27 protein-coding genes are annotated in these 23,925 nt (G+C 38.4%); 13 read left to right on the top strand and 14 right to left on the bottom strand.

The annotated features are described in order from the left end of the window. Positions 1-15 precede the first annotated feature (15 nt). Genes gshB through KO505_RS00525 form a run of 4 tightly spaced genes read left to right on the top strand, consistent with a single transcriptional unit; the run spans position 16 to position 2,742 of the window. Positions 16-972, top strand: a complete 957-nt coding sequence (gene gshB / locus KO505_RS00540) for a glutathione synthase (RefSeq protein ID WP_216053484.1) — start codon at positions 16-18, stop codon at positions 970-972. A gap of 44 nt (positions 973-1,016) precedes the next feature. After that, positions 1,017-1,583 (top strand): YqgE/AlgH family protein, encoded by a 567-nt coding sequence (locus tag KO505_RS00535; RefSeq protein ID WP_216053586.1) that lies wholly within the window; start codon positions 1,017-1,019, stop codon positions 1,581-1,583. Positions 1,584-1,618: 35 nt separating this feature from the next. Then, positions 1,619-2,038, top strand: coding sequence for a Holliday junction resolvase RuvX (gene ruvX, locus KO505_RS00530; protein WP_216053483.1), 420 nt, complete (start codon positions 1,619-1,621; stop codon positions 2,036-2,038). A gap of 41 nt (positions 2,039-2,079) precedes the next feature. Beyond that, positions 2,080-2,742 carry an NAD(P)H-binding protein gene (locus KO505_RS00525; protein ID WP_216053482.1) on the top strand — a complete coding sequence of 221 codons (663 nt, stop codon included), beginning with the start codon at positions 2,080-2,082 and terminating at the stop codon, positions 2,740-2,742. A 34-nt stretch (positions 2,743-2,776) separates the two neighbouring features. Here the strand turns inward: KO505_RS00525 and KO505_RS00520 are convergent, their stop codons facing one another. Together KO505_RS00520 and KO505_RS00515 are read right to left on the bottom strand one after the other, a co-directional pair. Continuing rightward, positions 2,777-3,175, bottom strand: a complete 399-nt coding sequence (locus KO505_RS00520) for a hypothetical protein (RefSeq protein ID WP_216053481.1) — start codon at positions 3,173-3,175, stop codon at positions 2,777-2,779. 120 nt (positions 3,176-3,295) lie between these two features. Then, complete coding sequence (locus tag KO505_RS00515; RefSeq protein ID WP_216053480.1) at positions 3,296-3,757, bottom strand: cyclic nucleotide-binding domain-containing protein; 462 nt, start codon at positions 3,755-3,757, stop codon at positions 3,296-3,298. A 175-nt stretch (positions 3,758-3,932) separates the two neighbouring features. Here KO505_RS00515 and KO505_RS00510 point away from each other — a divergent pair, with 175 nt between their 5' ends. Then, entirely contained in the window at positions 3,933-5,672 is a 1,740-nt protein-coding gene (locus tag KO505_RS00510) for an acetolactate synthase 3 large subunit (RefSeq protein WP_216053479.1), read from the top strand. Continuing rightward, entirely contained in the window at positions 5,672-6,169 is a 498-nt protein-coding gene (ilvN, locus tag KO505_RS00505) for an acetolactate synthase small subunit (RefSeq protein WP_216053478.1), read from the top strand. Before KO505_RS00510 ends, ilvN begins: the two co-directional genes overlap by 1 nt. 143 nt (positions 6,170-6,312) lie before the next feature. On the opposite strand, the gene KO505_RS00500 is transcribed toward ilvN, so the two are convergent. From KO505_RS00500 to ccmA, 10 genes are all read right to left on the bottom strand, one after another. After that, a complete protein-coding gene (locus KO505_RS00500; RefSeq protein WP_216053477.1) occupies positions 6,313-7,098 on the bottom strand; it encodes a VacJ family lipoprotein in 786 nt (261 codons plus the stop codon). Next, complete coding sequence (gene ccmI / locus KO505_RS00495; protein WP_216053476.1) at positions 7,098-8,333, bottom strand: c-type cytochrome biogenesis protein CcmI; 1,236 nt, start codon at positions 8,331-8,333, stop codon at positions 7,098-7,100. The genes KO505_RS00500 and ccmI overlap by 1 nt, the downstream gene beginning before the upstream one ends. Beyond that, positions 8,333-8,857: a cytochrome c-type biogenesis protein gene (locus tag KO505_RS00490; protein WP_216053475.1), complete on the bottom strand. Its 525-nt coding sequence runs from the start codon at positions 8,855-8,857 to the stop codon at positions 8,333-8,335. The genes ccmI and KO505_RS00490 overlap by 1 nt, the downstream gene beginning before the upstream one ends. Then, positions 8,854-9,432: a DsbE family thiol:disulfide interchange protein gene (locus tag KO505_RS00485; protein ID WP_216053474.1), complete on the bottom strand. Its 579-nt coding sequence runs from the start codon at positions 9,430-9,432 to the stop codon at positions 8,854-8,856. The genes KO505_RS00490 and KO505_RS00485 overlap by 4 nt, the downstream gene beginning before the upstream one ends. Positions 9,433-9,446: 14 nt before the next feature. After that, positions 9,447-11,387: a heme lyase CcmF/NrfE family subunit gene (locus KO505_RS00480; RefSeq protein ID WP_216053473.1), complete on the bottom strand. Its 1,941-nt coding sequence runs from the start codon at positions 11,385-11,387 to the stop codon at positions 9,447-9,449. Positions 11,388-11,465: 78 nt separating this feature from the next. Beyond that, positions 11,466-11,939 (bottom strand): cytochrome c maturation protein CcmE, encoded by a 474-nt coding sequence (gene ccmE / locus KO505_RS00475; protein ID WP_216053472.1) that lies wholly within the window; start codon positions 11,937-11,939, stop codon positions 11,466-11,468. Between the two features lie 20 nt (positions 11,940-11,959). After that, a complete protein-coding gene (ccmD, locus tag KO505_RS00470; RefSeq protein ID WP_216053471.1) occupies positions 11,960-12,187 on the bottom strand; it encodes a heme exporter protein CcmD in 228 nt (75 codons plus the stop codon). Between the two features lie 4 nt (positions 12,188-12,191). Continuing rightward, entirely contained in the window at positions 12,192-12,980 is a 789-nt protein-coding gene (locus tag KO505_RS00465; RefSeq protein ID WP_216053470.1) for a heme ABC transporter permease, read from the bottom strand. A 3-nt stretch (positions 12,981-12,983) separates the two neighbouring features. Continuing rightward, positions 12,984-13,685, bottom strand: a complete 702-nt coding sequence (ccmB, locus tag KO505_RS00460; protein ID WP_216053469.1) for a heme exporter protein CcmB — start codon at positions 13,683-13,685, stop codon at positions 12,984-12,986. After that, positions 13,682-14,311, bottom strand: coding sequence for a cytochrome c biogenesis heme-transporting ATPase CcmA (ccmA, locus tag KO505_RS00455; RefSeq protein ID WP_216053468.1), 630 nt, complete (start codon positions 14,309-14,311; stop codon positions 13,682-13,684). The genes ccmB and ccmA overlap by 4 nt, the downstream gene beginning before the upstream one ends. Before the next feature lie 150 nt (positions 14,312-14,461). Between ccmA and KO505_RS00450 the strand changes: the two genes are divergently transcribed. The 7 genes from KO505_RS00450 (at position 14,462) to argA (ending at position 22,645) form a co-directional block, all read left to right on the top strand. Next, positions 14,462-15,097 (top strand): hypothetical protein, encoded by a 636-nt coding sequence (locus KO505_RS00450; RefSeq protein ID WP_216053467.1) that lies wholly within the window; start codon positions 14,462-14,464, stop codon positions 15,095-15,097. Between the two features lie 137 nt (positions 15,098-15,234). Then, on the top strand, positions 15,235-16,299 hold the full coding sequence (argC, locus tag KO505_RS00445) for an N-acetyl-gamma-glutamyl-phosphate reductase (RefSeq protein WP_216053466.1): 1,065 nt from the start codon (positions 15,235-15,237) through the stop codon (positions 16,297-16,299). 2 nt (positions 16,300-16,301) lie between these two features. Next, positions 16,302-17,093, top strand: coding sequence for an acetylglutamate kinase (argB, locus tag KO505_RS00440; RefSeq protein WP_216053465.1), 792 nt, complete (start codon positions 16,302-16,304; stop codon positions 17,091-17,093). A 30-nt stretch (positions 17,094-17,123) separates the two neighbouring features. Further along, on the top strand, positions 17,124-18,044 hold the full coding sequence (locus KO505_RS00435; RefSeq protein ID WP_216053464.1) for an ornithine carbamoyltransferase: 921 nt from the start codon (positions 17,124-17,126) through the stop codon (positions 18,042-18,044). A gap of 35 nt (positions 18,045-18,079) precedes the next feature. Continuing rightward, a complete protein-coding gene (locus tag KO505_RS00430; protein WP_216053463.1) occupies positions 18,080-19,303 on the top strand; it encodes an argininosuccinate synthase in 1,224 nt (407 codons plus the stop codon). Positions 19,304-19,377: 74 nt separating this feature from the next. Next, entirely contained in the window at positions 19,378-21,312 is a 1,935-nt protein-coding gene (gene argH, locus KO505_RS00425; protein WP_216053462.1) for an argininosuccinate lyase, read from the top strand. 19 nt (positions 21,313-21,331) lie between these two features. Next, positions 21,332-22,645 carry an amino-acid N-acetyltransferase gene (gene argA, locus KO505_RS00420; protein ID WP_216053585.1) on the top strand — a complete coding sequence of 438 codons (1,314 nt, stop codon included), beginning with the start codon at positions 21,332-21,334 and terminating at the stop codon, positions 22,643-22,645. An 87-nt stretch (positions 22,646-22,732) separates the two neighbouring features. Here the strand turns inward: argA and KO505_RS00415 are convergent, their stop codons facing one another. Then, positions 22,733-22,993, bottom strand: a complete 261-nt coding sequence (locus KO505_RS00415; protein WP_216053461.1) for a DUF1289 domain-containing protein — start codon at positions 22,991-22,993, stop codon at positions 22,733-22,735. Between the two features lie 117 nt (positions 22,994-23,110). Beyond that, positions 23,111-23,824 carry a fatty acid metabolism transcriptional regulator FadR gene (gene fadR, locus KO505_RS00410; RefSeq protein ID WP_216053460.1) on the bottom strand — a complete coding sequence of 238 codons (714 nt, stop codon included), beginning with the start codon at positions 23,822-23,824 and terminating at the stop codon, positions 23,111-23,113. Positions 23,825-23,925: the final 101 nt, after the last annotated feature.

Genomic DNA, 23,925 nt, shown 5'->3' with positions numbered 1-23,925 from the left:
TTATTAGGAAAAATAATGACTATTAAACTTGGTATTGTAATGGATCCGATTGCGGACATTAATATTAAAAAAGACTCCAGTTTTGCTATGTTACTTGAAGCCCAAGGGCGTGGTTACGAACTGTATTACCTAGAAATGGCAGACTTATTTTTATTAAATGGCCGTGCATTTGGTAATGCTAAACCGTTGAGCGTTAAAAATGATGCCGATGATTATTACAATCTAGGTGATGTGCAAACCATGCCATTGTCAGACTTAAACGTCATATTAATGCGTAAAGATCCACCATTTGATACTGAGTTTGTTTATTCAACTTACATGTTAGAACGTGCAGAAGATGAAGGCAGCTTAATCGTTAATAAACCACAAAGCTTACGTGATGCTAACGAAAAGCTATTTACGAGCTGGTTCTCAGAACATATTCCGCCAACATTGGTTACTCGCTCTGATAAACAAATTAGAGAGTTTTACGCTGAGCATAAAGACATTATTTTAAAACCGCTTGATGGCATGGGTGGTTCATCCATATTCCGTGTTAAACCACAGGATCCTAATTTAGGCGTTATAATTGAAACCTTAACTAATCACGGCACTTGTTACGCCATGATCCAAGCTTTTATTCCGGATATTTCAAATGGTGATAAACGTATTTTAATCGTTGATGGTGAGCCTATGCCATATTGCCTAGCTCGTATTCCAGCCAAAGGTGAAACTCGCGGTAATTTAGCCGCTGGTGGTCGTGGAGAAGCTAGACCTCTGAGCGAGTCAGATTGGCGCATTGCTCGAGCTATTGGACCAAAACTTAAAGAGAAAGGTCTTATCTTTGTTGGATTAGATGTCATTGGCGAAGGTGTCACTGAAATCAATGTAACAAGCCCTACATGTATTAAAGAAATTGAAGCAGCTTATGACATTAGCATTACTGGCCACTTATTTGATGCCATTGAACGTCGTTTAGAGCTAAAAAAATAGAGTCTGCTAACTAAGGAGCGAATATGCCGAATCAACATTCATCCATGACCAGTTTAGCCAATCAATTTTTAATTGCGATGCCTGCCCTGGATGACTCATATTTTGGACGCACTGTTATTTATGTTTGCGAGCATGATGATGAAGGTGCTATGGGGTTAGTGATTAATAAAAGCACTGATATTGCCATCAACAAAGTGTTATTAGAGATGCATATTGAAGATGATGATTCAGAAGCCAACATTGAATTAAACAGTAACCATGTGATGTCTGGAGGCCCAGTGCAAACTGATCGTGGTTTTATTTTGCATAACGGTGATAAAAAATGGTCTTCTAGTTTGCAGTTACAAGACCAAATTAATGTAACGACATCCAAAGATATTCTGCCTAACTTAGCAACTGATGCAGGCCCAGAAAAGTACATCATGACTTTAGGTTATGCTGGCTGGACTGCGGGGCAGTTAGAGCAAGAATTAGCTGACAATACTTGGTTAACCATTGATGCTGATCCAAACTTAATTTTTGATGTTCCAGTGGAAGAACGCTGGGAAAAAGCCGTGCAAAAGCTTGGTATTAATGTAGAACAGTTAACGGCCTTTTCAGGTCACGCATAATTGAACATGCTTATATATTAAATGGATACAACGTAATGGATGTTAAAACCGTCATCGGTGTGGATTTTGGTACAGGTTCAATCGGCTTTGCAATTGGCCAAATGTTAACGGGCACTGCATCTCCACTAAAAGCCTTCAAAGCAAAAGATGGTGTTCCCAATTGGGATGAGGTCGGAAAGTTGTTAACGGAATGGCAACCGGATTTAGTTGTCGTGGGTTTACCATTGAATATGGATGGAACCGATCAAGATATTACCGTCCGAGCCAGAAAATTTGCCAACCGTTTACATGGCCGCTTTGGCGTGCAAGTGACAACTCATGATGAACGTTTAACGACTGTAGATGCAAAAGCCACCTTGTTTGAACGAGGTGGTTTCAAAAATTTAAAGAAAGGGAATATTGACGCACAATCTGCTGCGGTTATATTAGAAAGCTGGTTTGAAAGCCAGTATTAAGGTTTAGTCAAAAGCTTAACGACTAGGGAATTAATTTTATTATGGAAAATAAAACAGCATTAATAATCGGCGCAACTGGGCTGGTAGGAAAACAATTAACCAGACAGTTATTACTTGATGATAATTACCAAGTTGTACATATTTTTGTTCGCCGCTTAATGTCACTTCCTATTGACGCTGACCCAAACAACAAACTCATTCAACATGTGGTTAATTTCAGCAATGTGGTTAATTGGCATGAGAAGTTAGCTGGTGATGAATTATTTTGCTGTATTGGTACCACGTTAAAACAAGCTGGCAGTAAATTAAATCAAATAAAAGTCGACTTAGATTTACCAAGTGAAATAGCCACCTATGCCCTGAATAACGGTGTAAATAAAGTAATACTTGTATCCTCGACAGGTGCAAAACAAGATTCACCTTCATTTTATCTGCAGCTCAAAGGACAATTAGAGCAAAATTTAATTTCCATGAATTGGCATAAAGTGATCATTGTGAGACCTTCGTTTTTAGCCGGAAAAAGAGAGCAACTTAGGGTCGGTGAAAAAATTGCAATTTGGTTATTTATTGGTTTGAAGTATCTTCCTTTCATTAGAAGATATCGCCCTATCACAGGTAAACAACTGGCTAAAAAAATGCGTTTTTTAGCTAATTCTGATTTGCCAGATAAAGTGACAATAAAAGAGCTGGAGCAGTTATTTTAATAAGAAGCCTCTATTACTATAGAGGCAGAAAGGGTTATTCAGATTGATTAGCTAAAGACTCTAGCTCAGACAATTTAGCCGAATCAATTTTAAGTTGGTGCTCCAAATGCTTTTCTCTGGCAATGAATAACACTAACGTATGAATACACTTGCCTTCCCTATCAATCGCTTGTTTTGCTTCCGCCCCTAAATCATTTAACATCATAGCAGCGCCATATAAGCAAGTTTCACTTAAATGAGGTCGATAGGCTTTTAATTCTGAAATAGTCGTAGTGACTTCTGCCGGTGCCATAGTCATTTCTATAGACATAGCTCGAGAGCCACCTCCACCGCTAGAGCCAAATAAAGAACCTGACTCTATATTTTGTAATCCAACGACAAGCGCGACAAAAATGACACATACAACTATTAAATATAAAATCTTTTCTTTCATTACAACTTCATTCTCGACAAAAAACGGCCGAACTATACAGCGTTTCTGTCTCCATTCCTAGTTTTGGGCTAGTATATATCCCGGGTTAATAACCGACGTAAAGTCCATGTATTTTATATGTTATAAAATGAATCGCTCTAATTTAGAATTAAGTTCTGATACCCGATTGACTAAACCCGCAATCAATTTATCTTTTATTTTATCTCGTACATTTACAGGCATCATTTTTAACGTTTTGTGATCTAACAACATCACGACCACATCTTCGCTTGCTACGATGGATGCGGTTCTTTTCTCATTTAATATAAATGCCACTTCACCAAAAACTTGTCCTGGTTCTATTTCTGCGACTTTATTACCGTTGGCAGTTTTTACATCTAAAATACCTGCCATTAACATAAAAAACTCATCGCCGTGTTCACCGTACTCTATTAAATATTCACCTTGTCGATAACTTCGAACTTTAATCAAATGTTTTTCAACTAAGTGTTTTTTGTCGATAGGATCCAAGGCACGAAAAAAGTCTAACCGATTCATTAGCTCCGATAATTTTAATGGGCTTAAATGTTTAATTTCAATCATTAAGGTTAGCTTTAGGTATTTATGCAATTTGAGTGAATGTTTAGTAAATCATATTTTATTACTTTAGACCTAAATTTATTTAAAGAAATGCTTAATTAGGGGTGTATTTTCCAATTGAATTAGAGTAAAAACGTAACTAGCTACGATCAACAGAATAATAAGAGAGTATTGAAGTATGGAGAAAGAAGAAACGCCAATGTTATCTGGCGCCCAAATGGTGGTTAAGTCATTGGAAGAACTTGGCGTTAAGTATTTATTTGGCTATCCCGGTGGTGCCGTTTTAGATATTTATGATGCCTTGTTTGAACACCAAGCTATAGAGCACATTCTTGTTCGTCACGAACAAGCTGCCGTGCATGCTGCGGATGGTTATGCAAGAGCAACCGGTGATGTCGGCTCTGTACTCGTTACTTCTGGTCCGGGTGCAACCAATACCATTACAGGTATTGCTACTGCATACATGGATTCAATCCCTCTTGTTGTTTTATCAGGTCAAGTACCTACTACCGTTATTGGTGAAGATGCTTTCCAAGAAACTGATATGGTAGGTTGTTCACGTCCTATCGTTAAACATAGTTTTTTGGTTAAACGAGCAGAAGACATTCCAGAAGCTATTGCTAAAGCTTATTATATTGCGCGCACAGGTCGTCCAGGTCCTGTTGTGGTGGATTTACCAAAAGACATAGTTAATCCTTTAATTAAAGCGCCATATAACTTACCTAAAGATATTAACATCCGCTCGTATAAACCGTCTTCTAAAGGTCATCCACGCCAAATTAAAAAAGCGGTTGAATTATTATGTAATGCTAAACGCCCTGTTCTTTATACTGGTGGTGGCATTATTTCTGCGGACGCATCAACTGAACTAACGTCATTAGCAGAAAAATTAAATATCCCAGTGACCAATACTCTGATGGGACTTGGCGGCATATCTGGAGTACATCCTCAGTTTGTAGGAATGTTAGGTATGCACGGTACTTACGAAGCGAATAAAGTGATGCACAACGCCGATCTTATTTTTGCTGTTGGTGCCCGTTTTGATGACCGTGTTACAAACAACGTCAAAAAATTCTGTCCAAACGCCACTATCGTTCATGTTGACGTTGATCCAACTTCTATCTCCAAAACCATTCAAGCACATGTACCTGTTGTTGGTGGCGCCAAACGTGTTCTACAACAAGTTTTAGACTTAATAGAACGTGCGGATATAGATAACGACAAAGATGAAATGGCCAAATGGTGGAGTCAGATTGATCAATGGCGTGAAGTTGATAGCTTAGGTTATAAAAAATCGCCTGAACAAATCATGCCGCAACAAGTTATTGAGTGTTTATACGAAGTAACTAATGGTGATGCATATGTGACCTCAGACGTTGGTCAGCACCAGATGTTCGCGGCCATGTATTATCCATTTAAAAAACCAAGACAGTGGATTAATTCCGGCGGTCTAGGAACAATGGGCTTTGGTTTACCAGCGGCTATGGGGGTTAAATTAGCTTTCCCTGACAGTTATGTTGCTTGTGTAACGGGTGATGGCTCCATTCAAATGAATATTCAAGAATTAGCAACCTGTTTGCAATATGGCATTCCGGTTAAGATCATTAATATCAACAACAGTTCGTTAGGTATGGTAAAACAATGGCAGTCTATGTTCTACGACGGACGTCACTCTCATTCTTATATGGACTCATTACCTGATTTTGTGAAACTTGCAGAAGCTTATGGGCATGTAGGCATGCGCGTATCTGATCCAGCTGAGCTAAAAGATGTAATGGAAAAAGCATTCGCGATGAAAGACAAATTAGTATTCTTAGACATCAATGTTGACCCTACTGCCCATGTATATCCTATGCAAATTAAAGGCGGTAAAATTGACGATATGGTATTGGCAACTAAAGATGGGGAGAACAAATAATGCGTCGTATTTTATCTATCCTATTAGAAAATGAACCTGGTGCCTTATCGAGAATTGTAGGCTTGTTTTCGCAACGTGGTTATAACATTGAAAGTTTAACGGTTGCTAAAACTGATGATGAAACCTTATCTCGTATCACCATTAGCACCCGTGGTGATGAACGCGTACTTGAGCAAATTACCAAACAAGTAAATAAACTTGTGGACGTATTAAAAGTACGTGAATTGACTGAACGCCCTAATGTAGAACGAGAAATTGTTCTGGTAAAAATGTTAGCTGAAAATAATGAACAACGTGAAGAGATAAAACGTTGTTCTGACATTTTCCGCGGTCAGATTATCGACGTAACGGCCAAGATTTACACAGTACAGTTACTGGGAACCTCAGAAAAGGTTGAAGCCTTTATCGATGTGATGCGTGAAAATGGCAATATCATTGAAACCGTTCGTTCTGGTGTGGTTGGTATCGGGCGTGGTGATAAGGCGTTAAAGCCTTAAAACTGGAAAGCCTTATAACCTTATAGCTTATGGCTTATGGCTTATGGCTTATAGCCCTAAAGCCTTAAACAAAAAAAGCCATTTAATTTATATTTATTAAATGGCTTTTTTGTTTTTCCTAAGCAGTTTTACATTAAACGAAATTAATCTATTTCATCTAAAAACGCTTCATCAAACTCTTCTTCTTTTTTCAGCGGGGGATTACCGTCATGGATCTTAAAGTTCTGACTTTGGTAATACACTTCTTTAACAAAGATATAACTGTCGGTTGAGCTGTTTATCATTCTTTCTTGTTGTAACAAATCGGCACGAGTATAAATCGCTTTCACCCCTAGTTTAAGTATCGACTCTGGCCAAGTTAATAAATACAAAGGAAAGATCATGCCATCAACGAAGTCACCAGAAAAGTCACGAGCCGTTGTAGGACCGTACACAGGGATCATTGCGTAAGGACCGTTACCAACCCCAGCAACCGCCATCGTTTGCCCAAAGTCTTCTTTGTGCTGTTCTAAACCTATATATTTTGCAACGTCAAATATACCAAGTATGCCAATGGTGGAGTTAATAACAAAACGTCCTGCTGCCGTACCTGATTTTTTCACTTTACCTTGTAATAGGCTGTTTAACGCATAACCAGGTTCTTCTAAGTTAGTGACAAAGTTTCTTACCCCTGTTTGCGCTGGTTGTGGTAAGTATTCTGAATAACCTACTGCTAATGGTCTTAATAAGTATTTATCTAATATATTCCAGTTAAAGTCCCATAATTCTCTGTTCACCGTTTCGAATGGGTCTCTAGGGTCCGAGAAGTCTTGCACCATCGCCGTATCATTGGTGGCGGCTTGTTGTTTTTGCTGTTCCGAGTTAGTTGTACAGCCACTCGTCACTAATATTAATAACACTAACAAAGTAGCCCGATTAAAAAACTGCATTATTTATATTCCTTATTAATGATAACGGTATTGATGGTTTCAGATTCTGAGGTACTGATGTTTAATAAACTGCCCTGCCAGTCACCTTGTTCAAAAGGTGCATTTTCATCAACCGATAAACGAGCAAATACATTTACTTGCGCATAATCCGATAACTTCTGGCCCTCTATCATCATGTCAGTGTCTGAAAGACTCACGTTTATTGGCATCGTAGTGAGTGGCAGTTTTTTCACTGCTATTGGCATCGGCATTTGATCCGTTTTAGCAAATATAAATACATGGCTAAATTGTTCTAGTTGACTGTTCAGCTCAGGTATAACAGAGACTGAGACTTGTATCGAACGTATATTTTTAGGTGTGAGTTGTTGTTCAATAAATTCCAATCTATCTTTTATAAGCTCGATACGTGGATCTTGTTTATCTAAAATTTGTAACGCAAATTCAAAACCTTGTTTGGCAATGTCAAAACGTTCTAACATAAAGTTACCTTCACCAAATAAAATCACCGCTAATTCATTATCAGGCTGAAACACCATGGCTTCTTGTAATAATGTTAACGATCGTTTGATCTCAAACTCTTCCCCTTTCATTTGTAAAGCTTGAGCAAAACTGACGGTATTGGATACATTACTACGTTGTAAGTTATATGACTTTTCAAACGAGGATAAAGCACCATCAACATCTTGTAACGACATTAAGACTCTACCTAGTATCATCCAACCAATATAATCTTCACTGGTGGTTGCTGAGAGTTTGGTGCGTAATCCTAAAGCAAACTCCTGCAATTGTGTTTGTGATACTTCTGAGTCTAAGTTCTCAATAACCTTTTTACTTAACTCAGGCATTTTTAACAATGTCTTCTGCCAATCATCAACTTGCTGATAAAGTCCTTTATAAGCATAAAACCCAATAACCACGACAACTAAACCAATGGCCGCTGTGTATAAATAAGGTTTAATTACTTTATTCTCACGCACGTCTGTTATTGCATTCGCTTGAGTTGTTAATTCATCTTTTGCTGTTAACTTTAATTCTGTTAATGCATCTTTGTATTCTTGTTCTGTGTATTTACCTAGGCCATATTCTTTTGCTAACTCTTGTTCACGAGCATGAAACCAATCTGACGTTTGCCCTGATTTAGACACTTTATTTTGGTAAGTAAACATAGGAACTAATACAAAAATACAGGCAACTAACAGCATAAATATGGCTGCTAACCAAAATGAAGTCATCATTATTTAATGTCCTTTACATTAGCTTCTGTCTTCGCATTGTTAGATGCAGAAGTATCAATTTTGTTGTTTGAATCACTGACTAATAATTGAGCTAATTCATCGTCTAAATCAGACAAATTAGTTGGCTCATCAACCTGTTGTTTTGACTTACTGCGCTTAACTTGGACAAAGCCCGCAAATAAAATAAACCCGATAGGTAGAAGCCATAACATACTTGTGGCTACGTTAAATGGCGGCTGATAATGAGCAAACTGACCATAACGATTAATCATATAATCAATAACCTGTTGTTTGTTTTGTCCTTCATCTAACAGCTGTTTTGTTTTAACGCGCATATCTTTGGCTACGACTGCATTTGAGTCCGCGATATTTTGATTCTGACATTTAGGACAACGTAATTCTGCAGTTAATTCTAAATATAACTGTTTTTGTTGTTCCGACTTAAAGCTTATTTGATCTTCTGTCGTCGCTTGAGCAATATTGCTTAGCAGCAATAACCCTATGGTAATAACAAATTTATTCATTGGCTGATCTCATTCCAAACAGGGGCTAACTTTTCACGCCAAATTCGTTCATTAACATCACCCATGTGATGCATCCTAACGATGCCATTGGCATCAATCAAAAATGACTCAGGCGCACCAGTAACACCTAAATCTAAAGACAAGCTGCGATCTAAATCCAAAATATTATATTGATAAGGGTTACCCAAACGGGCCAACATTTCTTTCACTTCAACTCTAATGGTTGGAATATCCGCATACTCACCAAACTCTGGAGCGTGATTTTGGTCGTAATACAGGCCTACTATTTTAACATCATACTCATTGGCTAACTTAGTCAAAAACGGTAACTCGTATTTACAGGTTGTGCACCAGGTTCCCCACACATTCACTAATACAGGCTCAGTTAATAATGTTTCTGGGGTATGCATTTTGTTATTGGAATTTAAATCCGGTAACTCAAACTGTGGGAATGATTTACCAATTAGTGCCGAGTCACGTTCGCTTGGATCACTAAACAAACCTTTTAATAAAAACCCAAGTAAAAGTACAAATACTACTAAGGGTAAAAATCTAAAATTTATCTTTTTAGTCATAATCTTATTTACTCTTATTGTGCAGTTACTTTTGCAACGTTTTTATTTCTATAACGGCGATCAAATAACGTTAGACCACCGGCAAATGCGACTATGATGCCACCTAACCAAATCCAGCGAACATATGGTTTTACGTATAATCGTAATGCCCAAGCACCATCAGGTAGTCGTTCCCCTAAAGAAATATAAATATCACGGAAGAAACCATCATCAATGGCGGCTTCTGTCATGGTATTACGTTGAACTGGATAAAAACGTTTTTCTGCCAACATGGTAGCAACTGGCTTATCTTGTTTGGTTACTGAGATTACGGCTGCCCAACCATCGTAATTAGGACCTTCAATATTTTTAATTTTATCAAAGGTAAATTGATACCCACGAAGTTCAGCTGAATCGCCTGTATTCATTTTTACATCACGCTCTACAGAATACTGCGAGGTTAAAGCGACGCCGGCAATAACAAACGCTAAACCTATATGGCCTAAACTCATAGAGTAATGACTTAATGGCAGTTTAAATAAAGATACTTTCTTTGACGTTTGTTTTAATTCTAACAAGGTAAACAATACAACCCAAACCGCTAAACATGTCCCCAGCGCAGCCAGCAAATTAATGTCATTAAATTCAACTTTTAACCACAATAATGTCAGCACGACACTGCTGATAATGACTACTACAGGCTTAGTAACAAAGTTATTCAGTTTATCTTGTTTCCAACGCACCAAAGGCGCGATACCAAGCAATAAGGCAAAAGGGACGATTAAGTAGGTAAACATTTGATTAAAAAATGGTTCGCCAATGGAAATAGTACCTAAACCAATTTCTTTATGTACCAAAGGTAATAATGTACCCATCAATACCACCATAGTCGCGGCAATTAACAATACGTTGTTACCCCACAACATGGACTCTCTTGAGAAAATTGAGAACTTACCAAAGCTTTTAATATTGCCAGCTCTTAAACTGTAAAGTAATAAACTACCGCCAATCACTAAGGCTAATAGTATTAAAATAAAGATCCCTCGTTCCGGATCGCTAGCAAAAGCATGAACTGAAACGATAACGCCTGAACGAACTAAAAACGTGCCTAACAAACTTAAGGAGAATGCCGCTATCGCTAAAAACACGGTCCAGCTTTTAAAGGCATTCCGTTTTTCGGATACCGCTAATGAATGTAATAAAGCGGTAGCCACTAACCATGGCATGAAGGATGCGTTTTCAACCGGATCCCAAAACCACCAGCCGCCCCAGCCAAGCTCAGAATAAGCCCACCAAGAGCCAACTGTGATACCTAAAGTTAAAAATGCCCAGGCAGCTGCAGTCCAAGGACGTGACCATTTAGCCCACGTTGAATCTAAGTTGCCACTTAATAAAGCAGCAATAGCAAATGCAAAACTAACGGATAAACCAACATATCCCATGTATAACAAAGGTGGGTGAATGATCATGCCAATATCTTGTAATAACGGATTTAAATCCCGCCCATCAACAGGGAAGTAAGGCAATGTACGTTCAAAAGGATTAGACGAGATAATGATATACGCGTAAAAACCAACACATACCCAGCCTAATACCGTTAATATTCGAGTTCGCATATCAACTGGTAAGCCTTTAGACATAATAGCCACCGCGAATAACCAACCTGATTGCATTAACAACCAAAGCAAAAATGAGCCTTCGTGACTTCCAAAGCTGGCCGCAAATTTATATTGGTTTGGCAATGCAGAATTTGAGTTTTGTGCCACATTCACAACCGTGAAATCATCAGTTAAAAATGCGTAAACCAAACAAGAGAATGAGAATAAGGTAAATACAAATAACCCTATGGAAAGATTTGGCGCCATTGCCATGAGTCTTGCATTGTTTTGTCTTACACCAATTGCTGGGAATATCGACAATAAGATACTTAATGCAAATGCGATATATAAAGCAAAATTACCGAGTTCTGGGATCATAGTAGTTTCTTGTTATTTAAATAAATCTATAGGGTTTAAAACGAGAAAAGGTCAAGTTCATCTGGTTGCAGTCTGAACTTAGTATTCTGGCTTAACGTGTTTTATGCCTTTCATCTTTTCAGCTAATTCTGGCGGCATATATTCTTCATCATGTTTTGCTAATACTTCCGTTGCTTCAATCGTATCAGCACTGATTAAAATGCCTTGCGCCACAATACCTTGCCCTTCACGGAATAAGTCTGGCAAGATCCCAGTGTATTTCACGGTTACTTCAGGCCCCGTGTCTGTCAGCCTAAATGACACATCTAAGTTGTGCTCACTGCGAACCACACTGCCCTCTACAACCATACCGCCAATTCTTAGACGTTGACCAATTTGTGGTTTAGCACCAATTTTACCGTTGCCTAAATCTTTACCTTGTAAAATTTCACTAGGGGTATAGAACAAATCAATATTTTGGCTTAAGCCATACAACATTAAACCAGTTGCGGCCCCTAAAAAACTAATAGAAGCAGCAATAATAAACAGTCTCTTTTTTCTACGTGGGTTCATGGTTTTGATCTTACTTTCGATTAATTATGATTTGGTTTTGATTGATAATCGTCATTAGACTGCTTAGCCAATGCAATTTTATCCGCACGCTCTTGCTCAAGTCTTAACATGGTTAATGTACGTTTTTTGGCGGTCATTGAGTGAATAATCAAAAATAATAGAACGGCTATCACAATCCCAACGGTTGACCATACATAAGGGCCGTATCCACCCATCGCTAAAGCTTCAGAAATAGAATTAAAGTGCATATTTTTATTCCTTATCCGCTAAGGTGGCTTTATTTTTAGATTGCTCTGCTTTGTTAGTTTTTTCACTAACCATTGCCTTTACCCAAGGACGACGTGCATCATTTATCAAAATTTGATTTGCTAGTCTTAAACAGACTAATGCTGCTAATACGAACAGAAAGCCAGAAATGTTCAATAATAATGGCCACAACATATCTGGTGATATGGATGGTTTATCTAACTTAGTTATAGAAGCCCCTTGATGTAATGTATTCCACCACTCAACCGAGTAATGGATGATAGGCACATTGATTACCCCAACGATGGCCAAAATAGATGATGCTCTTGCCGCTGTCCGTTTATCTTCAAAAGAATTATATAAAGCAATAACCCCTAGGTATAAAAACAATAGGATTAATTCTGACGTTAATCTGGCGTCCCAAACCCACCAAGCGCCCCACATAGGTTTCCCCCAAATGGCACCACTAATCAGCGCTAAAAAAGTAAAGGCCGCGCCAACGGGCGCAATGGCATAAACCGCGAGTTCAGCATTTCTAATTTGCCAAACTATGCCAATCAACCCACAAATGGCCATTGAGGTATAAGCGCCCATTGACCAAATTGCCGTTGGTACATGGAAATAAATAATTCGAAAGCTATCGCCTTGTTGATAGTCTGAAGGCGCATAAAAAAGTCCCCAAATAGAACCTGACACTAATGTGATCACCGCTAACCAAGAAAAGTATGGCAATAAGCGATAACACAACTTATAGGTAGTTTCTGCTTTTGCGTAGGGATGTAACCATTTCCACATAACTTAATTCACCGTATTTTTTAAAGCGGCTGCGATAGCAACCGGAGCGAAAAAACAACTCACTAATAACATACTGATCAAAATAGACATTTGACCTGTGTAACTCATATTTAACGTCGCGGCTTCAATTAACGACGTAGCAAATATTAACACTGGTATGTAAAGAGGTAATACTAATAAACTTAAAAGTACCCCACCCTGATTCAAGCCTACCGTTAACGCATTACCGATAGCGCCAACAAACAATAATATTGGAGTCCCTACCAATAAGCTCAACATCAAAGCCGGTATCACATGCGTTTCAATATTCATTAACAAAGCTAACACTGGGGTTATTAATACTAATACTGAGCATGAGATAAACCATGCAGCAAGTAATTTAGCCCCGACCAAGAGTGACATCGGCACAGTAGACAATAACCATGCTTCAATAGTTCCCTCTTGATAATCTTGTCTAAATAAACGTTCAACCACCAACATAATGGCTAAAATGGCCGCAATCCAAATAACCCCAGGCCCTATCATTTGTAATGTTTTTGGAGCTGGTGAGATACCTAACGGGAATAAAGTAACAACAATTAGAAAAAACACCACAGGTTGAACCAATTGTGTAGGCTTTTGCCAAGCTAATTTAATCTCACGGATAAAAATAGATTTAAACGCGGACCAATAAGAAAGTGGTTTAGATGTGCTGAGATTGTTCATATTATCTCACCAGTATTATCAGTGAGTTTAATCGTATGTAACTGAGCAAATTCTTGCGATAAATCTTGGTGACTCGTTAATAAAATCATGCCACCAGATGTTAAGTGCGAATTAAAGCGTTGTTGTAATAATTGCACACCACTTTTATCTATCGCAGTAAAAGGTTCATCCAATACCCACAACTTAGTATTAGTGAGCCATAATCTAGCTAAAGCAACACGACGGTGTTGACCGGCCGATAATGAATGGCATGGGATATGTTCAAGACCGGTAAGCCCTACTTTTGTTAACGCAGAAGCAAAGTCGTCATTTTGTGTCGGATTAAGTGCAGACCAAAACTCAAGGTTTTGCCATGGCGTTAAATCCGAATTAATTGCAAACTTATGGCCTAAGAAAAACACTTGCTGTAAAAATAGCTCTGCTTGTTGCGTTGTACTCTTACCAGACCATATTATCTGACCTTCGTCAGCTCTAAACAGACCTAAAATTGCTCTTAACAAAGTTGATTTGCCAGCACCATTTGGCCCTTCAATTTGACAGATCTGGTGTTCAGATAAGACAAAATTGAGACCAGCAAACAAACAGCGATTCTGACGAAAACAGGTTAAACCTTGAACTTCAAGCAAAACAACAACTTACTAAGTATTTTAAATTGCCGAATTGTATCACAGGCTCTTACTCGCTTTATAGATCTTAAATAAGTTAATTTAACAATTCAAAATATTGTCAATTCATTGTTTAATGGAGGTCATTACTCTATGTAAAGGAACATACAAATGTTAAAAATATTCCCCACTGGCTTTAAATTTAACAAGGACTTAATAAAGCTAAGATCTGGTTTGCAATGGTTAATGTTAAGTCTAACGTTAACTTTTCTAACAGCTTGTGTCAGTCAAGCTGATCTTGTCATCTTAAAAGTTGGTTCTACTGAAGACATCCCAGATATCAATCAGAAATATGACACACAACTAAATCAACTAAAAATAGGCATGAGCAAAGCGCAAGTGACCGCTTTATTTCCAAATATGGAAAAAGAATGTTTTGAATCTGGAATATGCAATTTTACCGTTTTTGATGAAACTTACATCCAAGTTGATAAAAGAGCCGGTGACTTAAATTTACTGACCACTTCATTAGTCTCTCTATTGGGACTCACCTGTATATTAAGTAAAAATGAGTGTAACGAAGCCATCATTGCAGCATTAAACGTTACCCTTGCATCGAGCATATCAAGGCATGACATCCAAACAACATCATCAGGCAACCCAGTTTTAACTTTATTACAATGGATCAACATAGAATTTGTTGATGGAAAAGTTACTCAATGGGCGATTAATGAACCTTTGCCACAATTCCAACCTAAAACCTTTGATAATAAATTACCCAGTTTGGAAGATGCGTTAGCCTTATAAAAAAGCATGGACACGATAAAAAACCAACAATTGAATATAAATTCACTTTAATTGCATTTTTATTGTTTACATCGCAATAATAATCTGTGATTATCCTGATCAACGTAATTAGTAAAATATTTTCAGCAGTAATTTAAATGGCAAACAACAAAAACATTCCTTGTGTCGTATTTGGGGCAAGTGGTTATGCTGGTGTAGAGTTGGCGAAAATGATTGTCAACCACCCTACTTTCTCATTGGAAGCTTTATTTGTTTCTGAGCAAAGCAGTGACGCCAATAAATTATTGTCAGATCTTTATCCTAAATATAAAGGTCTACTCGATTTCACTCTTGTTCCTGGTGGAAAAGCGAATATTGAAGCCCTGAAGTCAACTTTAAGTGGTGTTGACCAAGGGCTTATTTTTTTAGCGACGCCCCATGAATTTAGTCACGATATAGCCAATTCATTAACCGCAAATAACATTACGGTTCTAGACTTGTCAGGCGGCTTCCGTTTACAAGATCCGGACTTATATCCAGAATATTATGGCTTTGCTCATCAGTATGCCGAGCAATTAAGTGACATTCCTTATGGTTTACCTGAGTGGAACGCACATAATTTAAAAGACAAAGCGTTAATTTCTTTACCTGGTTGTTACCCAACCGCTTCTCAAATGGCGATTAAACCATTAGTTAAAAGTGAGTTATTAACTGATCAGTGTACACCTGTTATTAATGCAATTAGTGGCGTAAGTGGTGCTGGCAGAAAAGCCGCATTAGCAACTAGCTTTTGTGAATTAAGTTTAAAACCTTATAACTTGTTTGTTCATCGTCACCTGCCTGAAATTTGCCAAGAAGTAGGTAGAAAAGTTATCTTTACGCCACATGTGGCTAATTTTGACAGAGGCATTCTTGCCACTATAGTTATGCAAGTAAAAGAAGGCACGACATTAGAACAGATCAATATGGCTTTTGAATTACAATATTCGGACAAACCCTTTGTACGTTTACGTTCTGAAGCGCCTCATATAAACGATGTAGCTCATACTCCTTATTGTGATTTGTATTGGCAATTAAATGGCACAGATTTAATCGTGATAAGTGCAATAGATAATGTACTAAAAGGTGCATCTTCGCAGGCTATTCAATGCGCTAATATTGTTTGTGGTTTACATGAAGGGCTTGGTTTATTGCCTACTTCACAAACTCAAGGGGCTATTTAACAATGAGCTCGACCAATCTAGCTAGCCCTATCGTTTTTAAATTAGGCGGCGAAGCCCTTACAGATAAAGTGGCGTTAACTGAGTTTTTACAACAAATTGCTAAAATCAAACAAACTCGTCCCGTTGTTATAGTTCATGGTGGCGGGCCTCAAGTTGAAGAAATGATGTTAGCAACTCAATTAGACACCACCAAAGTTGATGGTGTTAGAGCAACACCACTCACCCACTTACCATTTGTTGTTGGTGCTCTTGCTGGTGTGGCCAGTCAGCAATTATTAGCAGCATGTAAATCTTTACAGGTAAATGCCGTCGCATTAAGTCTTGCAGATGCTGATTTATTTGATGCACATATTAAATCAGAAAAATTAGGCGCTGTGGGTGAAGTACAACCAAATAATCCAAGCGCGATCAATGCATTATTAGACAATGGCTTTGTCGTGTTAATTAACTCAATTGGTTGTGATGCCAACGGTCAAACACTTAATATCAATGCAGATGATGCCGCGGTGGCAACGGCAAAATTATTACAAGCTGACTTATGTTTGTTAAGTAACGTTGCTGGTGTATTAGATGCTGAAAAACAATTAATTCAATCCCTCGATAAAGAATCAATTTCAAACCTTATTCACACAGGAGTGATACGGGATGGCATGGTAGTGAAAGTAAACGCTGCTTATGACGCCGCCCGACTTTTACGACGACCTGTGCATATCGGTAGTTGGCAAGATTCTAACGCGTTAAACAAGTTACATTTGTCTGAACAAATACAACTTGGCACTCAAATTAACGCTTAAGCAAACAAATTAAATAAGTACAGGTACACAATGACTTTATATAACCAGTCAGTTTTGGGTGATTTAGACATCTCACCGCAACAATTAAAAGATATTTTATTATTGGCCATCGACATGAAGGCAACACCAGAAAAGTATGGTGATGCTTTAAAAGGTAAATCGATTGCTACATTGTATGAAAAGCCATCGTTAAGAACACGTGTCAGTTTTGATGTAGGTATTAATAAATTAGGCGGCCATGCCGTTTATTTGGACCAACAAAATGGGGCTATGGGTAAACGTGAGGATGTGGCAGATTTTGGTGCCAACCTTTCATGTTGGTGTGACGCGATTGTCGCACGAGTGATGACACATGCAACATTAACAACCTTAAAGTCAGCAGCGTCTGTACCCATTGTAAATTCATTATGTGACCTTTACCACCCTTGCCAAGCCTTGGCTGACTATATGACTTTACAAGAGTTATTTGGCGAGGTAAAAGGATTAACGTTAGCTTATATTGGTGACGGCAATAATGTGACCCATTCATTAATGTTAGCTGGCGCGCAATTAGGTGTGAATTTAGTTGTATTAACACCTGAAGGTTATGGCGTTGATGAGCAAATAGTGCAACAAGCGACTAAGATTGCAGACGAGAACCAATGTACTGTCACAGTAACAAACGATGTAAATGCATTAGGTAACGTAGATGCTATTTACGCAGACACTTGGATTTCGATGGGCGATGACAAAAGCTTAGAGCAAATATTAGGTACGTTTAAACCTTACCAGATCACCAAAGAATTAATGCAGTCGGCCAATGCAAAGTATTTTATGCATTGCCAACCTGCACATAGAGATGAGGAAGTCACTGCGGATGTTTTAGACTCAGAGCAATCTGTCATTCTAAGACAAGCAGAGAACAGAATGTGGGCTCAAAACGCCCTACTTCACAGCATATTAGTAAAATAAAACAATTTAGAATTTAAAGATTAAGAGATAAACAAATGGCAATTGCACAAAACAAAGAAATTAAAAAAATCGTATTAGCGTACTCAGGTGGTTTAGATACTTCAGCTATTATTCCTTGGTTAAAAGAGCAATATGGCGAAAGCGTTGAAGTAATTGCATTTGCTGCAAATGTTGGTCAAGGCGATGACGAACTTGAAGGCATTGAAGCAAAAGCAATCGCATCGGGCGCTAGTGAATGTCACGTATTAGATTTACAAGAAGAATTTGTAAACGACATCATCTTCCCAACCCTAAAAACGGGTGCTATCTACGAAAGTGAATACCTATTAGGTACATCTCTAGCACGTCCAGTTATTGCTAAAGCGCAAGTTGAGTTAGCATTAAAACTTGGCGCTGACGCGGTTTGTCACGGTTGTACTGGTAAAGGTAATGACCAAGTACGTTTTGAAAGTACCTTTGCAGCACTAGCACCGCATTTAACGGTTATCGCGCCTTGGCGTGTATGGGACATGGAAAGCCGTGAAGATTTATTAGCTTACTTGGCTGAAAAGAACGTTCCGACTACTGCAAGCGCAACTAAGATTTATAGCCGTGATGCTAATCTTTGGCACATCTCTCACGAAGGTGGCGAGTTAGAAGATCCATGGCAAGAGCCGACTGATAAAGTTTGGACTTGGACTAAATCGCCTGAACAAGCACCAGATAAAGCGGAATATGTTGAACTTAGTTTCTTAAACGGTGAATTAACCACAGTTAACGGTAAAAAATTATCTGGTGTTGAAGCTATCACTACGTTAAATAACATCGGTGCTGAACATGGTATTGGCCGTATCGATATTGTTGAAAACCGTTTAGTTGGCATGAAGTCTCGTGGTTGTTATGAAACCCCAGGTGGCACCATTTTATTCAAAGCGTATAAAGGTTTAGAAACATTAATCTTAGACAAGATGACGCTTAAATACCGTGAACAATTGGGTCATGAGTTTTCACACTTATTATATGATGGTCGTTGGTTCACACCTTTATGTGGCGCGATTTTAGCGGGCGCAAATGCGTTAGCTCAAGATGTTACGGGTGACGTTGTACTTAAACTTTACAAAGGCACCGCTTCTGTTGTTAAGAGACAGTCACCAAATAGCTTATACTCAGAAGATTTTGCAACCTTTGGTGCGGATGATGTTTACGACCAAAAACATGCAGAAGGTTTCATTCGTTTATACAGCTTATCTAGCAGAATCAAAGCCTTAACTAAAAAATAAGTTAAGCACTAACGTTTTAATATTTTAAAACTCAGGTTCGCCTGAGTTTTCCCATTTTTGTGGCGGAGTAATTTATGAGTTTATGGGGCGGTCGTTTTAAAGAAAAAGCGAGCTTACAGTTTAAGAAGTTTAATGATTCACTGCCAGTGGATTACCGCATGGCAGTGCAAGATATTGTTGGTTCAATTTCTTGGGCTCGTGCGCTAAATAGCGTGAATGTATTAACCGATCAAGAAGTTGCGAAACTGACTCAAGCATTAGAAGAGCTAAAGTTATCGGTCGAGAACAATCCTGAACAAATTCTTGAAGCGGATTCAGAAGATATCCATAGTTGGGTTGAAATTCAGCTTATTCAAAAAACCGGCGACCTTGGTAAAAAGTTACATACAGGCCGCTCTCGTAATGACCAAGTCGCCACCGATTTAAAACTTTGGTGTAAAGAAAAAGGCAATGAGATTTACGTAGCTTTGGTCAACTTACAACAAGCCATGTTAGATTTAGCTGAACGTGAACGTAACACAGTATTGCCTGGTTACACTCATTTACAACGTGCCCAACCTGTGACATTTGGCCACTGGTGTTTAGCCTACGTAGAAATGTTCAACCGTGATATTGGCCGTTTAAAAGACGCACTTTATCGTGCTGACACTTCGCCTTTAGGTTCAGGGGCATTAGCCGGTACTGCTTATCCAATTGATCGTGAAGACCTTGCCCACCATTTAGGCTTTAGAACCGCAACGTTAAACAGCTTAGATGCCGTTTCTGACCGTGATCACGTGATTGAATTGTTATCAACAGCAAGTATTTCGATGATTCATTTGTCACGTTTTGCTGAAGACCTTATTTTCTATAACTCTGGTGAAGCAGGTTTTGTCGAAATGAGTGACCTTGTCAGTTCAGGTTCATCATTAATGCCGCAAAAGAAAAACCCAGATGCGTGCGAATTAATCCGTGGTAAATCAGGCCGTGTCACTGGCTCATTAACCGCGATGTTAATGACCATGAAAGCCCTTCCTCTTGCTTATAACAAAGACATGCAAGAAGACAAAGAAGGATTGTTTGACGGGTTAGATACTTGGCAAGAATGTATGGAAATGGCCACTTTAGTCGCTGAAGGTTTAACGGTGAATCGTAAGCGTACATTAGCTGCGGCTCAACAAGGTTATGCTAATGCGACAGAGTTAGCTGATTATTTAGTGAGTAAAGACATTCCATTTAGAGAAGCACATCATATTGTGGGAGAAGTGGTACTTGATGCGATTGATAAAGGTGTTCCACTTGAAGACCTAACATTAACACAATTGCAACAATTCAGCCCTAAGATAGACAAAGACGTATACCAACACTTGTCTATCGAATCAACGTTAGACAAACGTGAGTCTTTAGGTGGAACGTCTCGCCAACAAGTTGAAAAAGCATTAGCGGATGTGCAAACCGGCCAAAAAACGTTATTAAACTCTCAAGTTGTGGGAGCTCCGGGTAAAGCGCGTATAAGCAGCGCTCTTAAACAAGTTCAGCAACGTTTAAATGCCACCAAAGCAGCGGTTACCTCGGTTCGCCGTGCCCGTATGTCAGACTCCGCGGTTATTTTTGAATTGGTCAATGAATGGGCGGCTAAAGGTGAAATACTGCCGAGAAGCCAAGATAATATTATTCATGATATTCAAAATTTTGTTGTTGCTGAAATTGGCGGCAAAGTAGTAGGTTGTGCCTCGTTATATATATATGAGAAAAGCTTAGCTGAAATCCGCTCTATCGTTGTAGAAGAAGAGTTTCAGCGTCAAGGACAAGGCATTGCTTTAGTTCAATACTTGTTAGAGTTTGCGCATCAAATGGAACTTAAAGACATTATTGTTTTAACTTACATTCCAACGTATTTCGACAAACTGGGTTTTGATACGATTGATAAAAGCATTTTAGCTGACAATATTATTGAAGACAGTGAGCCATCTCCGCTGAAAGAACCAAACAGCGAAGTTGCAATGAAATACACCTTAGGCCAAGTTTAGTTTTTAATAGATAGAGATGATGGATAATAGCAACCCTAATTACGTTAAATGGTTTAGAAATGCCGCCCCTTATATTAATGCGCACCGAGGTAAAACGGTCGTATTAATGTTTTGTGGCGACGCCGTTCGTCACCCCAACTTCGCCAATATCATTCACGATATTGCCCTAATGCATAGCTTAGGTATGAAGTTAGTTGTGGTTCACGGTGCCAGACCTCAAATTGAAGAGCGTATCGTTCAACGTGGTATAGAACGTAAAATTGCAAACTCAGTTAGAATTACTGATGCTGAAACCTTAGTTGCGGTTAAAGATGCAATCGGTTCGTTACGTCTGCATATCGAAGCATTATTAACCATGGGATTAGTAAACTCACCTATGCACGGCTCACAGATCCGAGTTAGCACAGGTAACTTTATTATTGCTAAACCTGTGGGCGTAAAAGATGGCATTGACTTTAAATACACTGGCAGTGTTCGAAGAGTTGATACTCATGGTATTAACACACAATTAGATTTCGGTTCGATTGTTTTGTTATCTCCTATCGGCTATTCAACCACAGGTGAAGTATTCAATTTGGCGTTAGAAGATGTTGCTACCCAAACCGCAATCGCACTAAATGCCGATAAACTGATCACCTTTAGCAAAGACGATGGCATTATTGATTTACAGGGTGAACTAATCCGTAGTTGCAGTGTGCGCACGATTAAAACATTACTGGATGATCAGGATGATCATATCCGTCAATTGTTATTAAGAGCGATTATCAAAGCGGGTGAAAATGGCGTTGAACGTTGCCATTGTGTTAACTATCAAAGCGATACTGCATTACTGCAGGAGTTATTCACTCCAGATGGTGCCGGTACACTTATCGCCAAAGATCACAGAGAACAGATCACAACCGCAACCATTGATGACGTTGTGGGCATTCTTGAGTTAATCCAACCTTTAGAGAAAGAAGGTATTTTAGTTAAACGCTCTAGAGAATTATTAGAGCTGGAAATTAATCGCTTTATCGTGCTTAAAAAGGAAGAGATGATCATCGCCTGCGCTGCTTTGTATCTTTATCCCCAAGAAAAATCAGCTGAGTTAGCCTGTGTTGTTATCCATCCAGATTACCGTAAAGGGAATCGAGGACAGAGATTAATCAACGCTGTTTTTCAATTAGCAAAAGAACAAAGTATAGAAAATGTTTTTGTATTAACCACGGTTAGCGGTATGTGGTTTCAAGAACAAGGGTTTATTGAAAGTACTATCGATGCACTACCAGAAGGTAAAAAGCAACTTTATAACTATCAACGAAACTCAAAGATATTAGTGAAATCAATAAAATAATCGCCTGTTATTGATGTAATTATTTAAACAGTAAAAACTAAAAAATGAGCTTAAGTGCTCATTTTTTTTACGCAAAGATTAGGTTCGTTATAGGTCACCAAATAAGTCGTTTGTAGGATCTTCTTCTTTTGGCGTTTGTGACACTTTTATATCAATTTGTTTTTTAATCCACCTATGCTTTCTCGATTTACATAGTTTGATCACATGACGTTTTTCTTCGTCATTAAACTGCATCCACTGAAATCTTTCATCACGACTGCGAAAACACCCTTGGCAAAAGCCATTGGTTCCGTTTAAGCAAATGCCCTTACATGGGCTTGGAATATGAAATAGTTCTAATTGTGGCATAACGTAAGTTTAAATTAGTCCCTTAAAGATTGCGATTCAGTGATATCAAAGTCGAATTAATAGTATATATAAAAAAACCTGCAAATTGCAGGTTTTAATAAATAGACAAGTTTTACTTTATTCTACTAAATCTAACGGTAAATCTTCTTTTACCTTTTGCCAGATTTTAGCTGACTCTAAACCAAATTTACGAATTAACGCAATTGATTCGTCATGTTTACCTGCTTTAGTAAAGACTTCTAGCTCTTCGTAATACTTCCTAGACAAAGCGCGTGCTTCTTCGTGTGAGAAATAATACTTAGCAATCTTTGACCACAAACCTTTAAAGCCGTTTAGTACTAATACAAATACTATATTGCCTGCAGCGTGAGCTAACTCATGATTTAAGTGGTAATCAAAGTCAGCAAACTCTTGCGGATCATTTGAAACCGCAAGCGCTTCTTGTGTTAAAGCTATCACTTGCTCTGGTGAGTTTTTAATTGCCGCTCTAACATAAATAGCACTAAAGTTGGTGCGAGCTGATAATAGTTGGTCAATTAATTCACCAACGCCTTCAGCATCTAATTTGGCTAAAGTCGGTAAAATATTTAACCCACATGTATCCCAGTAATTGTTTACTTTGGTAGGTTTACCATGTTGTATAGTTAACCAACCATCACGAGCTAATCTTTGTAATACTTCTCTTAAAGTCGTACGAGTTACGCCGATTAATTCTGACAATTCACGTTCGGCTGGAAGTATTGAGCCGGGTGGAAAACGATTGTTCCAAATAGAATCTACAATATATTCTTCAGCAAATCCTGCTGGGCTTTGCGCCTTTATTATTTTCATTAATACTGTTTACCTTATTTCGTCTGGACTGATTGTACCAGAAGGTGACACGAGTACAACAAATGGTTTTTTTTTCCGCAATCATTTCAAAACTCTAAGAA

The sequence above is a fragment of the Psychrosphaera sp. F3M07 genome (assembly GCF_018860345.1).
GTDB lineage: Bacteria > Pseudomonadota > Gammaproteobacteria > Enterobacterales > Alteromonadaceae > Psychrosphaera > Psychrosphaera aquimarina.
This window is presented reverse-complemented; position numbering and strand designations above follow the sequence as displayed.

Bases quoted from the DNA above. Each gene is read 5' to 3' on its own strand.
- KO505_RS00485 (WP_216053474.1), bottom strand. From the start codon at position 9,432: ATGACTAAAAAGATAAATTTTAGATTTTTACCCTTAGTAGTATTTGTA.
- KO505_RS00520 (WP_216053481.1), bottom strand. From the start codon at position 3,175: ATGAAAGAAAAGATTTTATATTTAATAGTTGTATGTGTCATTTTTGTC.
- ccmE (WP_216053472.1), bottom strand. From the start codon at position 11,939: ATGAACCCACGTAGAAAAAAGAGACTGTTTATTATTGCTGCTTCTATT.
- KO505_RS00500 (WP_216053477.1), bottom strand. From the start codon at position 7,098: ATGCAGTTTTTTAATCGGGCTACTTTGTTAGTGTTATTAATATTAGTG.
- KO505_RS00435 (WP_216053464.1), top strand. From the start codon at position 17,124: ATGACTTTATATAACCAGTCAGTTTTGGGTGATTTAGACATCTCACCG.
- KO505_RS00510 (WP_216053479.1), top strand. From the start codon at position 3,933: ATGGAGAAAGAAGAAACGCCAATGTTATCTGGCGCCCAAATGGTGGTT.
- ilvN (WP_216053478.1), top strand. From the start codon at position 5,672: ATGCGTCGTATTTTATCTATCCTATTAGAAAATGAACCTGGTGCCTTA.
- fadR (WP_216053460.1), bottom strand. From the start codon at position 23,824: ATGAAAATAATAAAGGCGCAAAGCCCAGCAGGATTTGCTGAAGAATAT.
- ruvX (WP_216053483.1), top strand. From the start codon at position 1,619: ATGGATGTTAAAACCGTCATCGGTGTGGATTTTGGTACAGGTTCAATC.
- KO505_RS00430 (WP_216053463.1), top strand. From the start codon at position 18,080: ATGGCAATTGCACAAAACAAAGAAATTAAAAAAATCGTATTAGCGTAC.
- argC (WP_216053466.1), top strand. From the start codon at position 15,235: ATGGCAAACAACAAAAACATTCCTTGTGTCGTATTTGGGGCAAGTGGT.
- ccmD (WP_216053471.1), bottom strand. From the start codon at position 12,187: ATGCACTTTAATTCTATTTCTGAAGCTTTAGCGATGGGTGGATACGGC.
- argB (WP_216053465.1), top strand. From the start codon at position 16,302: ATGAGCTCGACCAATCTAGCTAGCCCTATCGTTTTTAAATTAGGCGGC.
- KO505_RS00415 (WP_216053461.1), bottom strand. From the start codon at position 22,993: ATGCCACAATTAGAACTATTTCATATTCCAAGCCCATGTAAGGGCATT.
- argA (WP_216053585.1), top strand. From the start codon at position 21,332: ATGGATAATAGCAACCCTAATTACGTTAAATGGTTTAGAAATGCCGCC.
- KO505_RS00450 (WP_216053467.1), top strand. From the start codon at position 14,462: ATGTTAAAAATATTCCCCACTGGCTTTAAATTTAACAAGGACTTAATA.
- gshB (WP_216053484.1), top strand. From the start codon at position 16: ATGACTATTAAACTTGGTATTGTAATGGATCCGATTGCGGACATTAAT.
- ccmB (WP_216053469.1), bottom strand. From the start codon at position 13,685: ATGAACAATCTCAGCACATCTAAACCACTTTCTTATTGGTCCGCGTTT.
- ccmI (WP_216053476.1), bottom strand. From the start codon at position 8,333: ATGATGACTTCATTTTGGTTAGCAGCCATATTTATGCTGTTAGTTGCC.
- KO505_RS00465 (WP_216053470.1), bottom strand. From the start codon at position 12,980: ATGTGGAAATGGTTACATCCCTACGCAAAAGCAGAAACTACCTATAAG.
- argH (WP_216053462.1), top strand. From the start codon at position 19,378: ATGAGTTTATGGGGCGGTCGTTTTAAAGAAAAAGCGAGCTTACAGTTT.
- KO505_RS00525 (WP_216053482.1), top strand. From the start codon at position 2,080: ATGGAAAATAAAACAGCATTAATAATCGGCGCAACTGGGCTGGTAGGA.
- KO505_RS00480 (WP_216053473.1), bottom strand. From the start codon at position 11,387: ATGATCCCAGAACTCGGTAATTTTGCTTTATATATCGCATTTGCATTA.
- KO505_RS00535 (WP_216053586.1), top strand. From the start codon at position 1,017: ATGACCAGTTTAGCCAATCAATTTTTAATTGCGATGCCTGCCCTGGAT.
- KO505_RS00515 (WP_216053480.1), bottom strand. From the start codon at position 3,757: ATGATTGAAATTAAACATTTAAGCCCATTAAAATTATCGGAGCTAATG.
- KO505_RS00490 (WP_216053475.1), bottom strand. From the start codon at position 8,857: ATGAATAAATTTGTTATTACCATAGGGTTATTGCTGCTAAGCAATATT.